The sequence below is a fragment of the Elusimicrobiota bacterium genome (assembly GCA_026388095.1).
Lineage (GTDB): Bacteria > Elusimicrobiota > Elusimicrobia > UBA1565 > UBA9628 > UBA9628.
Map to the genome: position 1 here is coordinate 1 of JAPLKL010000077.1, position 13,692 is coordinate 13,692.

10 protein-coding genes are annotated in these 13,692 nt (G+C 68.7%); 6 read left to right on the plus strand and 4 right to left on the minus strand.

All coding sequences use genetic code 11. The features are described from left to right. The 3 genes from NTY77_19465 to NTY77_19475 all read left to right on the plus strand — a co-directional run. On the plus strand, positions 1-1,198 hold a 1,198-nt coding region (locus NTY77_19465; GenBank protein ID MCX5797674.1), incomplete at its 5' end, for a hypothetical protein. Continuing rightward, positions 1,182-1,772: a hypothetical protein gene (locus NTY77_19470; GenBank protein ID MCX5797675.1), complete on the plus strand. Its 591-nt coding sequence runs from the start codon at positions 1,182-1,184 to the stop codon at positions 1,770-1,772. The genes NTY77_19465 and NTY77_19470, both read left to right, overlap by 17 nt. A 74-nt stretch (positions 1,773-1,846) precedes the next feature. Then, entirely contained in the window at positions 1,847-3,061 is a 1,215-nt protein-coding gene (locus NTY77_19475) for a VCBS repeat-containing protein (GenBank protein ID MCX5797676.1), read from the plus strand. A gap of 189 nt (positions 3,062-3,250) precedes the next feature. On the opposite strand, the gene NTY77_19480 is transcribed toward NTY77_19475, so the two are convergent. Continuing rightward, complete coding sequence (locus NTY77_19480) at positions 3,251-4,561, minus strand: IS1380 family transposase (protein MCX5797677.1); 1,311 nt, start codon at positions 4,559-4,561, stop codon at positions 3,251-3,253. A gap of 192 nt (positions 4,562-4,753) precedes the next feature. Between NTY77_19480 and NTY77_19485 the strand changes: the two genes are divergently transcribed. Next, positions 4,754-5,605: an N-acetylmuramoyl-L-alanine amidase gene (locus tag NTY77_19485; GenBank protein MCX5797678.1), complete on the plus strand. Its 852-nt coding sequence runs from the start codon at positions 4,754-4,756 to the stop codon at positions 5,603-5,605. On the opposite strand, the gene NTY77_19490 is transcribed toward NTY77_19485, so the two are convergent. Then, positions 5,591-7,603 (minus strand): oligopeptide transporter, OPT family, encoded by a 2,013-nt coding sequence (locus tag NTY77_19490; protein ID MCX5797679.1) that lies wholly within the window; start codon positions 7,601-7,603, stop codon positions 5,591-5,593. The genes NTY77_19485 and NTY77_19490 overlap by 15 nt on opposite strands. 8 nt (positions 7,604-7,611) lie before the next feature. After that, positions 7,612-8,037, minus strand: coding sequence for a DUF296 domain-containing protein (locus NTY77_19495; protein ID MCX5797680.1), 426 nt, complete (start codon positions 8,035-8,037; stop codon positions 7,612-7,614). 52 nt (positions 8,038-8,089) lie between these two features. Between NTY77_19495 and NTY77_19500 the strand changes: the two genes are divergently transcribed. Next, complete coding sequence (locus NTY77_19500; protein ID MCX5797681.1) at positions 8,090-10,252, plus strand: hypothetical protein; 2,163 nt, start codon at positions 8,090-8,092, stop codon at positions 10,250-10,252. 9 nt (positions 10,253-10,261) lie between these two features. Here NTY77_19500 and NTY77_19505 read toward each other — a convergent pair whose 3' ends face one another. Beyond that, the gene (locus tag NTY77_19505; protein ID MCX5797682.1) at positions 10,262-11,377 is read right to left on the minus strand and encodes a hypothetical protein; all 1,116 of its coding nucleotides are present in this window, start codon (positions 11,375-11,377) and stop codon (positions 10,262-10,264) included. Positions 11,378-11,818: 441 nt separating this feature from the next. Here NTY77_19505 and NTY77_19510 point away from each other — a divergent pair, with 441 nt between their 5' ends. After that, positions 11,819-13,690, plus strand: coding sequence for a caspase family protein (locus NTY77_19510; GenBank protein MCX5797683.1), 1,872 nt, complete (start codon positions 11,819-11,821; stop codon positions 13,688-13,690). The last annotated feature ends 2 nt before the right edge of the window (positions 13,691-13,692 follow it).

A 13,692-nucleotide genomic window follows, 5' to 3' on the forward strand; every position in this document is an offset into this window, starting at 1 on the left:
GGCCGCTCCCCCGGTGGCGGCAGCGCCTGCGGTCGTGGCGCCTGCGGCAGTGGCCGCTCCCCCGGTGGCGGCCGCGCCTGCGGTCGTGGCGCCTGCGGCCACCTTCGTGCCTGCGCCGGGCGCGGAGCCGCCTTTGGCGGAGGTGACGGCCGCGGCATTCGAGAAGTTCCTGGCGGAGGCGCCCTACGGCCGTGAGGTCAAGGCCCTGCTGCGCCTTATCTCGGAGAACGCCTCGTTCGCGCGCAACCGCGTCCTCAACGACGTGATGACGGCCCTGCCCCAGATCGTCATCGACCCGGAGCGGGCGGGGGGCCGGACCTACAGCCGCCTCAGCACCGGGGCGGACGGGGCCTGGACCATCGCCCTCAACAACGGCGTGGTGCTGGTGGAGAAATCCAAGCTGTTCTTCGGCACGACGGCCACCGTGCTGCCCAAGTCCGCCAAGACCTACGCCGAAGCGGGCCTGCCCGCGCCCGCGCTGCAGGCCATGCAGAACGAGGCCGCTCCGCAGAAGCAGGAGAGAGGCCCCTGGGGAGACACCTCCGTCTACGCGGACGGCAGCCGGCGCGCCTCTTTCACGCCCGAAGCCCAGGCCGGAGCGCTGTTGGCCGAACTGGTGCGCCTGGACTCCCGTCTGCGCGCCTGGGACGCCTCGCCCTACGCGGCCGAGGTCGTGGCGCGCACCGCCCAATGGCTCTTCTATGACGCCCTGGTCTCGGCGCGCCGCAGCGACGCCTTCCTGGACCCCATGACGCGGATCGCCTATCGCCAGTGGCTCAAAGATCCCGCCGCCTATCACGACGCGCTGCTCCTGGGCCTGAGCGCGGGCCGCAACGGGGCCGTGGATCCGCGCAAGTTCGACCTGACCGCGGTCTCGGAATTCGACCGCCGCGCCCTGGCCGACTGCGTGCCGGCCTCGGCGGCGGAAGCGGCCTACCGCGATGCTTCGGCGCGGCAGGCTCGGACTCTGGACTTGGCCGCTTACGAGGCCTCCGGCCTCTTCGCCGCGGAAGGCCTGTCCGCCGCGCGCGCCGCGGCCGCGAAGATCCCGGCGGAGCCGGCGCCCAAGTCCCTTTGCCGGCCGGAATGGGCGGCCGAGATGGCCGCGCTGCCCAAGTCCGGGGTCATGCTGGGCGAGGCCGTGGAGGCGGAGAAGCGCCTGCGCCAGGAGAAGGAGTCCCATGTGGATAAGGAATAGCCTCTTCCTCTGGGCGGCTCTGTTGTGCGCGGCGCCCATGCGGGCGCAGGAGGCGGAGCCCGCCGAAGCCCCATCGCCCAAGGCCAAGCACATGCTCTACCTGGCGCCTTCGCACCTGTTCGCCTGCGAGATGCCCACCGGATGGCAGGCTTTCGAGACGGAGGATGCCTTGGGGCCCGTGGTGCGCCTGCTGGGGCCGGACAACCCGGCCGGGACTTATCGCACGGGGTTCTCCGTGCGCTGGATCGAGAAGGGGAACCCCGGCTACGTCGAAGCCAAGAAAGCCGTGGACGAGATGCGCCGCTCGGACCCGGACACCAAGCGCAGCTCCACGGGGGTCACGCACATGCGCGTGGGCGGGCTGTTGGCGCGCCTCTTCGAGGTGGTGGAGACCCGGGCCCTGCCTCTGGAGCGGCTGCCCGCGGCTGAAGAGCAGCTCCACCACTACGTGGCGGTCGTCCCCAGCGGCCTCAACTATTATCTGGTGAGGCTCTCATCCGCGCGGGAGGTCTACCTGGACTTCCGCGAAGACTACATGCTCTGTCTGAGGACCTTCAAGCCCCTGGGCCGCTGACCCCCTGGGGCGATGCCGGCGCCCCTTCCGTCCGAGCCTCAACTTTGTGATAATGAGTTGGGTTCGGAGGGAACATGGGATCGTGGACTCGTCTAGGGCTCGTCGTCCTGCTCCTGTCGGCCGCGTGCGGCTGCGGCGGGTTGCAGGAGACGGTTTCCGTCGCCAAGAAGGTCCCGGTCCTGCGCAGCGTGCGCTGGTCCAAGCCCGAATACGCCGCGGCCATGAAACAGCGGGGCCGGTTCGCCCCCCACGTCGAGTTCTTCCGCAGCGACGAAGGCGTCTGGGGGGCGGATAAGCGCCTGGGCGCGATGTGGGCCTACGATCCGCCGGACGGGGTGGAACTCGACGGCCTGGCGGTGGCCCCTGGGACCGGGCTGGTCGTCCTGGAGAGCCCGCAAGAGGGCGGGCAGTCCTTGGTCCTCATCGACTCCGCCGGCCGCCCGATCTCCCGCAGCCCGGTCACCGGCCCCTTCACCGCTCTGCAAGCCGGGGAGCTCGGCGGCCGGAAAGTCTTGCTGGCCTGGGGGCAAGATGGCCTGCAGGTCCTTGACCTCTCCGGCCTGCCCGTTTGGAAGGAGAGCCTTCAGGCGGAGCGCGCCGCGCTCGCGGATATCGGCGGCGACGGCGGCGGGGAACTGGTGGCGGGCACGGGCGGCCCAGGCGCGCTCGCGGCCTTCGCCGCGGACCGCCGGAAGTTGTGGTCCCGGGGAGACCTCCCGCAGGTCCTCGGCCTGGCCGCGAGCCGCGGCTTTGTGGCCGTGTTCGCAAGCTCCGCGGGCGTGTCGAGCAGCCTCATCCTGGACGGCCAGGGCCGGACCGTGGCGCGCTTCAGCGACGAGACGGCTCCGGAGCGGGGGGTCTTCCTGAGCCCGGAGGGCCCGGCCGTGTTCCTGGCCCATGTGGGCTCCAGCTTCCAGTCCGGCCGCGACCGCCTCAGGGTCTCGCGCCTCGTGGGCGGGGCCCGAACCGTGGCCGCCGAGGCGGACATCGGGCCCACGCACGTGGTCGACATGATCGCCGCGGACTTCAACGGCGACGGCCGCAAGGAGATCGCCCTGGCCACGGAGAACGGCTGGGTGTTCGTGTATGACGAGCACGCCCGTCTGCTGGGGGAGCGGCATCATTCCGGCGAGGTCCCGCATCTGGCCGCGGGCGACATCAACGGCGACGGCCGCGACGAGCTGCTCGTAGGCGCGGCCGGCGCCAACTCCCGGGTCTTCGCCTATGGAGTGATCACCAACCCCGAGGCCAAGACCCTGAGGATCCCCCAATCCTCAGGTAAGCCGTAAATAGCGCGCGCGAGCTATGCTCGCGCGCCACCGGCCGGCGCGAAGCGGCGGCCGGCAGGGCCCAAGACGGCTTGCCGCCGGCCTTCGGCCGTCGGTTGCGCCCCGACACAACGGCCGTCGGGGCGCTCGTAGGTGATGCGGGCGTACTTATCACCGCTATCAACAGGTCGGCTGGATTACTTGCGACGATTATCCACAGGCAGGCGCAATTGCGGGACTGAGCACCGCCCACCGCGCTTGCTCGAAGACCTCGAAAAAGGCGAACTCTCGCAGCTTGGTGACCATATAACCCGCGTGGCTGACGAGTTTGGCCGCGCGGCAGAGTAGCCGGAAACGTAGATTCTTGACCTCTAACTTCTCCCACCCCTTGGGCAATGCGACATTTTTGAAAGTCTGCACCAGATTGTAGGCGATCAAGCAGACCTGCAAGAACGCCGCATTGGCCATCAATTGCCCGCAGGGAAGTCGGTCAAGCCCGAAACCATCTTTGAGCTCTCCGATGGCCTTCTCCATGCGGCCACGGTCGTTGTGGTGATCAAGCACTTCCAACGTACTCATCGCTTCTGGAAGACTCGTGATGATGGCCCGATGCTTGATCGGGTTCTTGAACAACTCGAGTTGACCGCTCAGCTTTTTAGTCACGATCAGGCGAAAGGCGGGGAGGCACTCATGTTTGGACTTGTGCCCCATGACGTGAACCGTCTCCGCCAAGAGAAAGCTCTCTTCGCCCCGGATCACCAGCTGCCATTTCTCGTCGGGGATCGCCTCAATGCTCGCCATCACCGCCGCGTCCAGGTCCGCGGTGATCGAGAATTCGATGCCATGATTGTCGCAGTAACGAAGAACCTCGGCGTTATAGGCCGCGCTATCTGATCTCAGGCGCAGCTTTATGCCTTGCGGCAATAAACGCCGGCATTGCGCCACCAGGCTTCGCAGGTGCGACTGCGGCGAGCTGTTACCGGGACGGAACACACCTGAAAGAAAGACGTTCGGCTCATCCAGCCACGCCAACAGTGGATTGTAACCGTCGAACCCTTTATAGGTTTTCTGGGCTTCTTTCTTGTCCGCCTCCACCAAGCTCGAGTCGATGTCCAGCGTCACATGTCCGCGACGCTGTCTGGCCAGCAAGCGCCGGACTTGCCGCGCGTTGACGCGGCCCATTCGGCTGATCGTGCGATGCCCATGGCGCCGGAGGAAATCGCCCAGGCTGTTGGGCGCGGGAAGATTATCCCACAACCAGCCTTGCAGCCCGCCGTCTTCTCGCAGAAGGCGAGTATCTTCCAAGCTTTCGCCTCCGGCGATCAGCGTCAGCGCCAGGCTCATGACATAATCAGATGTCCGATATTTCCCTTGGCGCTCCCATATCCCGGATATGGCGTCCAGGTCGCGGATCAATTTGCTTCGGTGGGCGAGCTCCGTCAGCAACGGCAGGCCGGCAAACGATGTCATCTTCTCGGCCGATTTTTCAACTTTCCAACCATGCCCCAGTTGCGCTATCATCTTTTCACCTCGCGGGTGAAAAGTTGACGCTTTTCACCGATGTTTCCCTACCGACGGGACGCGAGGTATTCTATTTCTTATCGGATTACCTTGTCCGAGGATTGGGGGGATCCCTGGGCCTTGACAAATTTTGGCCGACCTGTTATAAAGTAGCCTTCGCGCCGAGGAACGCTCGCTTCCGGAGGACCGCCCATGGGGGCGCCCAGAGCCCGTCTCGGCGTTTTTCTTTTGCTGGCCCTCTCCCCGGCCCCGGCTTTCGGCCGGACGACCCCGCTTGCCGACAGGATCCCATCCCCCGCCGCCGGCGCCGCCCCGGCGGCAGCGGCCGCAACGCTGCGGCCGTGGGAGGCCCCGGCGCCCCGGGCTCTCCTGCCGGATGGGCGGCCCATCGTCATCGACGCCGGCCACGGCGGCCAGGATTGGGGCGCCACGGTCGCCGACCGATATGAGAAGGACATCACGCTCGCGGTCGCGCTCAAGCTGAGGGACCGCCTCCAGGCCCTGGGCTTGGGGCCGGTGCGCATGACCAGGGACTGCGACGAGTTCATCCCCCTCAACGGCCGGGTCGACGACACCTCGGCCTGGGGCGGCGGGCTCTTCATCTCGCTGCACGCCAACAAGGTGCTCCGGCGCGGCCCGCACGGCGTCGTGGTCTACGCCTTCGGCAGAGGGCGCGGGCGCAGCAGCCGGCATCACCGCCGCTACCGCAAGGTCCCGCCCTTGCCGGCGCCGCCGAGCGAGCAGGTGCGCGCCGGCGCCGCCCTCGCCGCGCAGCTGGCGCGCGGCCTGCGCCGGGACGGCCTGCGCGTCGAGGCCTTGGAGCGCGCCGAGTATTACGTGCTCAAGAATCCCCGCACGCCCAGCGTGCTCGTCGAGCTCGGCTACCTGAGCAACCCGGCCGAGGCCAAGCTCCTGGCCGACCCGGAGTACCAGGACCGGCTGGCCGCCGCTCTGGCGGACGGCCTGGCCGAGAACATGGCGCGCCGGGCTGCGCCCGCGCCCGCGGGCGCCCTGCAGGCCAAGGCCGGCTCAGGCGGCCGCTGAGCTCCGGCGCACGGACCGGAACCAGAGGTAGGCGCAGAGCCCCGCGAAGAACAGGAAGGAGACCGTCTGGGACGCGCCGTCCGAGCCGTAGAACGGCGTCTTCACCCATTCCTCGCTGAAGCCCGGGACCAGGCGCATGGCCGCGCCCAGCACTCCGCCCAGGGCTCCTCCGGCCATGAGCCCTGAGGCGATGATGACGCCGCGCTCGCGCATGGACCGGCCGGACTCGCCCTTGTGCTTGGCGGCCCGCTCGTTGATGGCGTGGTTGAGGATGCCGCCGACCAAAGCCGGCGTGTTGAGCTCGAGCGGCAGGTACATGCCCAGGGCGAAGACCAAAGCGGAGACCTGCAGCATCTCCAGGATGAGCGCGACCGCGGCGCCGGCGCCGAAGAGGAGGTAGACCACGGGCTGGCGGTTCATGAAGCCTTCCACCAGGGCCTTCATGAGGGAGGCCTGGGGCGCGGCCAAAACCGCCGACTCGGGCGCGCCCGCGGGCGCGTCGCCGAAGTAGTAGCCGGCCTTGGCCAGCATCACGATGGTCAGGCCCGAGGCCGCGGCCGCGGCCAGGATGCCCAGGAACTTGACCCGCTCCTGCACCGCCGGCGTGGAGCCCAGCCAGTAGCCGGTCTTGAGGTCCGTGATGGCCTGTCCGGAGGTGGACAGGGCGGTGCAGACCATGCCCGCGATGGCCATGACGAAGAACATGCCCGTGGTGCCGGAGAGGCCGAACTTGAGCAGGACCACGCTGGAGACGATGATGGTGAGCATGGTCATGCCCGAGACCGGATTGCGGGCCGTGGTCGCGATGGCGTTGGCCGCGACCGAGGTGAAGAAGAAGGAGAAGAGCAGGGCCAGCCCCAGGCCCGCCAGCGCGATGGACCAGGTGGTGCCCAAGGAGCCGAAGAACACGCCCGAGGCCAAGGTGCAGAGCACCACGCCCACCAGGATGGTCATGATGGAGATGTCCTGGTCGGTGCGCTCCAATCCGGCCTTCTTGTCTCCCTGCTGGAAGGCCTTGACCGCGATGGACAGGGAGCCCAGCACGATGCGCAGCGACTTGATGATGCCGATGATGCCGGCCGTGGCGATGGCGCCCACGCCGATGTAGCGCACGTAGTTGCGGAAGATCTCTCCCGCGCTCATGAGCGCGATGGATTTGGTCGCGGGGTAGATCGCGGCCTCCGGGAAATGGCGGCCCACGAACCAGATCAGGGGCACGAGCACGAAGTTGGCCAGCACCCCGCCGGCGCAGAGGATCATGGAGGAACGCAGCCCCATGACGTAGCCCAGCCCCAGGATGAAGGCGACGGCGTCGAACTTGGCCACGACCTTGGCGCGTTCGGCCAGGGCGTGCATCGGGGCGAGGAACTGGAAATCCAAAGTCTCCTTCCAGACCTTGAAGGTCGTGACGAAGAAGTCGTAGATGCCGGCTAGCGCCGTGGCCTCCAGAAGGAGGCGCGCCTGGGTGCCGCCTTTCTCGCCGGTGACCAGGACCTCGGTGATGGCCGTGGCCTCGGGGTAGGGGAACAGCCCGTGCATGTCGCGCACGAAGTAGCGCCGCAGGGGGATGAGGAAGAGCATCCCCAGGCAGCCCCCGGAGAGGCAGATGAAGATGGTCTGCAGAGGATGCGGGTTGAGGTGCAAAGAATAGAGGGCGGGCAAGGTGAAGATGGCGCCGGCCACTACCGAGCCGGAGACCCCGCCGATGCCCGTGATGATGACGTTCTCCAGGATGCTGGACGGGCGGGAGTAGAGACGGGCCATGCCGATGGCCAGGATGGAGATCGGGATGGCGGCCTCCATGACCTGGCCGACCTTGAGGCCGGAGTAGGCCGAGGCGACCGTGAAGAGCACGCAGAAGAACAGGCCCCAGCCCACGGAGCGCCAGGTGGCCTGCGGCATTTGGGCGGCCGCCGGCACCATCGGGCGGTAGGCCTCGCCGGGCTGGAGGGGTTCGTAGGCGTTCTCAGGCAGGGACTTGGTGTGCGCCGATTCCATGGGTTCTCCTATATCTGCCAGAGTCTGAGGCCCAACTCGGGGATCAGGCGCCGCTCGACGGAGCCTTTGAGCACGCGCAGGGTGATCTCGCAGGTCGGCATGACCACGGCGCGGAAGAGGTGCCCGCCGCGCATGCTCATGTCCTTGAGGCTCAAGGCCGCGTGCGCGTGGACGAGGACGGAGCCGTCCTCGATGCGCGAGACGTTGCCGCTGAGGGAGATGATCTCGATGGCCCCGGAGAAGGTCTCCTTGTGGTACTCCTTGGAGGCCGGGTCGAAGTGGCCGAGCTCGGCCTCGCTGACCGCCCCGACGCCGGTGAAGAAGCCCGCCCCGACCTTGAGCTCGGTGAGGGCGGCGGTGAGGCCCGCGATCAGCTCCTCCCCCGGCAGCCCCTTGAAGACCCAGTAGCCGTCGCCCATGCCGCGATACTTCATGGTCTCGTCCCCCTTACGACCATTATGCCAATTTGGTATGGTACAGCCAACAATGGCCAGGCGCAGAGCGCAGCTCGTCGTCGAGGCCCCGCCTCCGGCTTTCACGCCGCTGCTGCCTCGGTCCTTGACGGTTCTCCTCATCCTGGCCTGGTTGGCCGTGCTCGCCAGGGGCTATTGGCACAACCTGGTGCTCAGGCCGGCCGTGCTCGGCGGGCTCTGGGACATGCTCGGCGGGGCTCTCCCGCAGGTCGCCCCCGCCCTGGCCGCGCGCCTGCCCTGGCTGGCGGCGCTGTGGCTGTCGGCCGCGGCCTTGGGCATGTTGTGGGTCAAGGGACTGCGCCTCCAGGCCGGCCGGGGGGAGACCTGGCTCATCGCCGCGGGACTGGGCTTCGGGACCCTCTCGCTCATCCTGCTGGGCCTCGGCGCGGCCCGGCTGTACAGCCCGCCCGTCCTGAAGGCGGCCTTTTTGGCCGCGGCCTGCTGCGCGCTGGCGGGCGCGCGTCGGTGGTGGGCCTGGCTGCCGCGGCTGGAGCCGAGCCCGCGGGAGCGGCTGGGTCCGTGGGAGGGCGCGGCCCTCTGCCTGCTGGCCTTGGGCTTGGTCTTCGAGCTTTGCGGGACCATGACCCCCGAGATCTTCTACGATTCCCTCGTCTACCATCTGGCCTTGCCCAGGCTCTATCTGCTCAAGGGCCGCCTGGCGGCCGTCCCTTACAACATCTTTTCCGGCACGCCCCTGGCCGTCCAGCTGCTCTACGGCCTCTGCCTGTCCTTGGCGGACGAAAAGCTGGCCAGCCTCCTGCACCTCTCTTTCGGCGCGGCCGCGGCCGCAACGGTCTACGCCATCGGCCGCCGATGCTTCTCCCGCGCCGCCGGCCTGCTGGCCGCCTGCGCATTCTTCCTCTGCCCCGCGGTGCTCTACGCCGGCTGGGGCTGCGGGGTGGACTTGGCCGCCGCTTTCCTCTGCGCCTGCGCGCTTCTGGTCATGCTCGCAGACGGCGCACCCTCGGCCGCCGGGCTCCTGTTGGGCTTCGCCTGCGGGGTGAAGTACAACGTCCTGCCTGTGGCCGCGGTCTTGGTCGCGGTCCATGCCTGGCAGGCCCGGCGACAGGGGCGGCCCTGGCGCGGCGCCGCGGTCATGGCGGCCGCGGCGGCCGCGGCGTTCTCGCCGTGGCTGGTCAAGGACGCGGTGCTCTTCGGCAACCCGCTCTACCCTTATCTGCGCGGGCTCTTCGGCGACCCGGGGTGGATCGCGGACTGGCAGGCCTTCGTCGCCGACGTGGGAAACCGCGGCGCGGCCGAGACGCTGTTCACGGGCGCGGGGCTGCGGGGACTGCTCCTGCAGCCTTGGACGACCTCGGTGGGAGTCTGGCCGCTGGGAGACTGGCCCGGGCCGGTCTTCCTCCTGGCCGTGCCCTGGCTCCTGCTGCTGCGGCCGCGGCGTCCCGAGGCCAAGGCCGTGCTGGCCGCGGCGGCCGGCGGCTACCTGGCCTGGGCCCTGGCCACGCGCTGGGTGCGCTACATGCTGCCGGTCTTGCCCCTGCTCGCCCTGTGCGCCGCTTTGGCCGTGGAGAGCGGGGCCTGGCCGCGCTGGCTGCGCCGCCTGGGCTGGCTGCTCATCCTCTACGGCGGGCTCTTCGAGATCCAGGCCGCCTTCAGCCAGGGACAGTGGTCGGGACAGTGGGACTGCCTGACCGGGAAGGTCTCGCGCGCGGATTACCTCAAGACCCAGCGGCCGACCTATCCCCTGCCTTACTTCGCCGCGGCCGAGTTCATCAACCGGGCGCTGCCGCCGGACGCCAAAGTCTTGGTGCTGGGCGAGTCGCGGACCTATTACATCGAGCGCGACTGCATCGCGGCCACGGTGTTCGACCGCAATCCTTTCTGGGCGGCGGCCGAGCAGGCCCGCGACGGCGAGGACCTGCTGGCCAAGGTGCGGGCGCTGGGAGTGACGCACGTGTTCGTGAGCGCCGAGCAGCTCGTCCTGCGCAAGGATTCGCCGGGCATCCTGCCGCGCGAGACCGCGCGCCGGCCCGCCTTCCGGGAGTTCTGGTCGCGCCACCTCAAGCCGGTCTTCGACGACCGCGAGGGTCCGGGCTCGAACCAGCACTTCCTTCTGGTCTGCGAGGTGGTGGACCGGCTCGACCCGGCCGCGGCGCCCGCGCCGGATCCGGTCAGCGACGTCCTCGCCATGCAGGAGCCCGCGCGCCGGGACTAGGCCGCCGCCTCAATCCACGAAGTTCGATTGGGCGATGAAGTTGCCGTTGTTGGCATCGGGCAGATAAGGCATCCAATGCCGGCCGGTGTCGTCTCGGACGCGCGCATTGCCGCCCCAATAGAAGCGCAAGCCCGCCTGCAGCGAATAGGTCGACAGCACCGAGGCATTGCCGCTCTTGCCCGGCGCGATATTCGGCTTTGCGAAAGCGAGGTCGCCGAACAGAGCGAGATGATCGGTGATCGGCACTCGGGCGTCCGCCCCGAAGGTGTACTTGAAGGGGTGGCCTCCCAACTGGATGACTCCGGTCCGCCCGTTCGTGATCGTGCCGCCGATGCCCGGCCCCAGATAGGCGGATAGGCTGCCGCCTTCGGGCAGATGGTAACGATAGAAGAAGTTGAGTTGGTCCACGGACCGGTAGATGTCGACCACGGTCGCCGAGCGGGGCACGTCGGCGTCGCCTTGATGCAGCACCCCCCACATCCCGACTCCATGGGCCCGCGTGATGTCATAGGATGCCTTGAGGCGCCATTGCCGCAGCGTGAAGATGTCCGCCCGGGTGCCGGCGGAGCGGTTGGCCGAGAAATCGTGAGCCGCGCCTAGCCCCCAGCGCAGCCACCAGGAGCCGGAGGGATCCGGCCTGCGAAACAGTCCCAGGGAATAGAATTGTTGCTGCTGCACGGTGTAGTCCGGCGAGGCGGAGGCGCGGCCATTGAGATCGAATTGGCCGTAGCTCCACGCGAACTGCGCGCCGAGGCCGTACTGCTCCAGGGCGGGGATCGGCGCCGCGGCGTCCACGCCCGCCGACCAGCCGAGATTCTCCGGGTAAGAGCCGTCCGGGCTCGAGTGCCAGGATCCGGCGGCGGCCAGCACCGTGCCGCCGACGCAGCCCCAGCGCGTGCAAAGCCAGTCGTTGCCGTCGGAACCGGTCCGGCTCGGGGCCGTCGCGGCGCTGCCGGGCTGGACGCCGGAGAGTTCGGCGCGCTCGGCCGGGGACAATCTCTCGATCTCGGCGCGCGCCGCGGGAGAGAGCTTGTCGAGAGCCGACCCCGCGCGGCTCGGCCTCGCGGCCAGCGCGACCAGCAGCAGCGCGGCTGGGAGTGATAAGAGGATATGTGTTCTGGTCATCTGGCTCCTTGATCGCTTCGGATGGGCCCCTGCAATATATTAAATTAGCCCCGCTGTCGACATCATGGCCCGGCTGATCCCGCTCGTCGCCTCCGGCCGACGATGACCTGCCCGCCTAGCAGGCTGCTGATAAACCCTCCAGCGGAAAGGACTGTCCGGACACAGTCCTTTCGGTAGCGGGCAACAGTCCGTCCCCGAACTGGCGAGCCGAAGGCTCGCCAGTCGCGCCGAAGGCGCCATCCTTCGTGCAACCTGTCGGCTGGGTTCTGCCGCCCCGCTTCGCGGGTCGGTTGCGCCCGGCAGACGGCCGCCGGCTATAATACCACACACGGCGCCAGGGTTTACCCCGTCAGGCCGTGCGGGGTTATGGCTCCTACAATCCGGCTAGCTCCCTGGACGGGATACTCATGATGGGCTATACTCAGGCCCAGGAGAACCGACATGAAGACCGCCCTGGCCGCTGCCCTCTGTCTGCTGCTCAGCCCCGCCGCCGGCCGCGCCGGCGCGCTCGCCGACGCCAAAGCGGCCTACGGCGCCGGCGACTACGCCAAGGCGCTCCAACTCTACCAGCCGCTGGCCGACCAGGGCGACTCCGAGGCGCAGTTCCAGGTCGGAGTCCTGTACGAACAGGGCCTCGGCGTGGACAAGGACGCCATCGCGGCGCGCCGCTGGTACGACAAAGCCGCCGTGCAGGGCCATCCCGGGGCGATGATGTGGATCGGGCACACCTACGCCGAGGGTGACGGGGTGGGCCAGGACTACGCGGAGGCGATGGACTGGTACAGGAAGGCGGCCGAAAAGAAATACCCGCCGGCCTGGACCGCCATCGGAGGGCTTTACGTCGACGGCAAGGGCGTCAAGAAGGACCTCAAGGAATCGGTCCGATGGTACCGCAAGGCGGCCGAGGCCGGCGATGCCACGGGCATGGTCGACCTCGGCATCGCCTACCGCGAGGGAGACGGCGTGCCCAACGATTTCAGGCAGGCCGTGAAGTGGTCGCGCAAGGCGGCCGACCTGGGGTTCGTCCCCGCCATGAACAACGTCGGCTGGCACTACCTCACCGGCAACGGCGTCGAGAAGGACTACCAGCAGGCCTTCAGCTGGTACAAGAAGGCGGCCGACCTGGGCGACGCCACCGGACAAGCTTCCTTGGGGCGCATGTACTTGAACGGCCACGGCGTGCCGCTGGATTACGGCGAGGCGCTGCGCCTGTTCCACCTCGCGGCCGACCAGGGCGATACCGACGCCATGGTCAACATCGGCTGGTGCTACGACCACGCCTACGGCGTCAAGCGCGACTCCAAGCAGGCCGTCGAGTGGCTCCGGAAAGCCGCCGACGCCGGCGCCGCATCCGCCCAGCACTATCTGGGGACGCTCTACTACAACGGCGACGGCGTGCCCCAGGACACCGCCGCGGGCTGCGGCCTCTTCCGCCTGGCGGCCGCCCAGGGCTACGGCGATTCCATCGCCCTGCTGCCGCGCTGCCCGCAAGAAGGCGCCCAGGCTCCCGCGGCAGCGGCCGGCGCCTCTCCCGCCGCGCCGGCCTCCGGTCTGGACGCTCCCGCTTTCCGCCTCAAGCCGCGGCCGTCCGATCTCGCCGTCATCGTGGGCATCGAGAACTACCGCCGGGCGCCGCGGGCCGACTTCGCCGAGAACGACGCCGCCGCCGTCGAGGCGAACCTCCTGGCTCTGGGCTTTCCCCAGCGCAACATCATCCGCCTCATCGGCGACGACGCCACGCGCTCGCGGATCCAGGCGTATCTGGTCGAGTGGCTGCCCAAGAACGTCAAGCCTGATTCGACGGTCTTCTTCTATTACTCCGGCCACGGCGCGCCGGACCCGCAGAGCGGCGAGGCCTATCTCCTGCCTTCGGACGGGGACCCGTCCTTCCTGAAGACGACGGCCTATCCCTTGAAGGAGGTCTTCGCGTCGCTGGACCGCCTGCCGGCCAAACAGGTCGTCGTCGCGCTGGATTCCTGCTTCTCGGGCGCGGGCGGGCGCTCCGTCATCGCCCAGGGCGCCCGGCCGCTGGTGACCCGCATGACGGCGGCGGACACCGGGCGGCTGGTGGTCTTCGCCGCGGCCCAAGGCGAGCAGATCGCCGGCAGCAACAGCGCTGACGCTCACGGCCTGTTCACCCATCATTTCCTGCAGGGGCTGGCCGGCGGGGCCAAGGGCCGCTCCGGCCGGGTCACGGCTCGCGGCCTTTACGATTACCTCAAACCGCTGGTCGAGGACGACGCCCGGCGCGAGAACCGCGAGCAGTCTCCCACCTTGCGCGGACCGGGGGAAGCCGAGCTGGTCAAGTTCTGATC

Excerpts from the sequence above, each read along its gene's own strand:
- NTY77_19470 (MCX5797675.1), top strand. The coding sequence starts at position 1,182 with ATGTGGATAAGGAATAGCCTCTTCCTCTGGGCGGCTCTGTTGTGCGCG.
- NTY77_19475 (MCX5797676.1), top strand. The coding sequence starts at position 1,847 with ATGGGATCGTGGACTCGTCTAGGGCTCGTCGTCCTGCTCCTGTCGGCC.
- NTY77_19480 (MCX5797677.1), bottom strand. The coding sequence starts at position 4,561 with ATGATAGCGCAACTGGGGCATGGTTGGAAAGTTGAAAAATCGGCCGAG.
- NTY77_19485 (MCX5797678.1), top strand. The coding sequence starts at position 4,754 with ATGGGGGCGCCCAGAGCCCGTCTCGGCGTTTTTCTTTTGCTGGCCCTC.
- NTY77_19490 (MCX5797679.1), bottom strand. The coding sequence starts at position 7,603 with ATGGAATCGGCGCACACCAAGTCCCTGCCTGAGAACGCCTACGAACCC.
- NTY77_19495 (MCX5797680.1), bottom strand. The coding sequence starts at position 8,037 with ATGAAGTATCGCGGCATGGGCGACGGCTACTGGGTCTTCAAGGGGCTG.
- NTY77_19500 (MCX5797681.1), top strand. The coding sequence starts at position 8,090 with ATGGCCAGGCGCAGAGCGCAGCTCGTCGTCGAGGCCCCGCCTCCGGCT.
- NTY77_19505 (MCX5797682.1), bottom strand. The coding sequence starts at position 11,377 with ATGACCAGAACACATATCCTCTTATCACTCCCAGCCGCGCTGCTGCTG.
- NTY77_19510 (MCX5797683.1), top strand. The coding sequence starts at position 11,819 with ATGAAGACCGCCCTGGCCGCTGCCCTCTGTCTGCTGCTCAGCCCCGCC.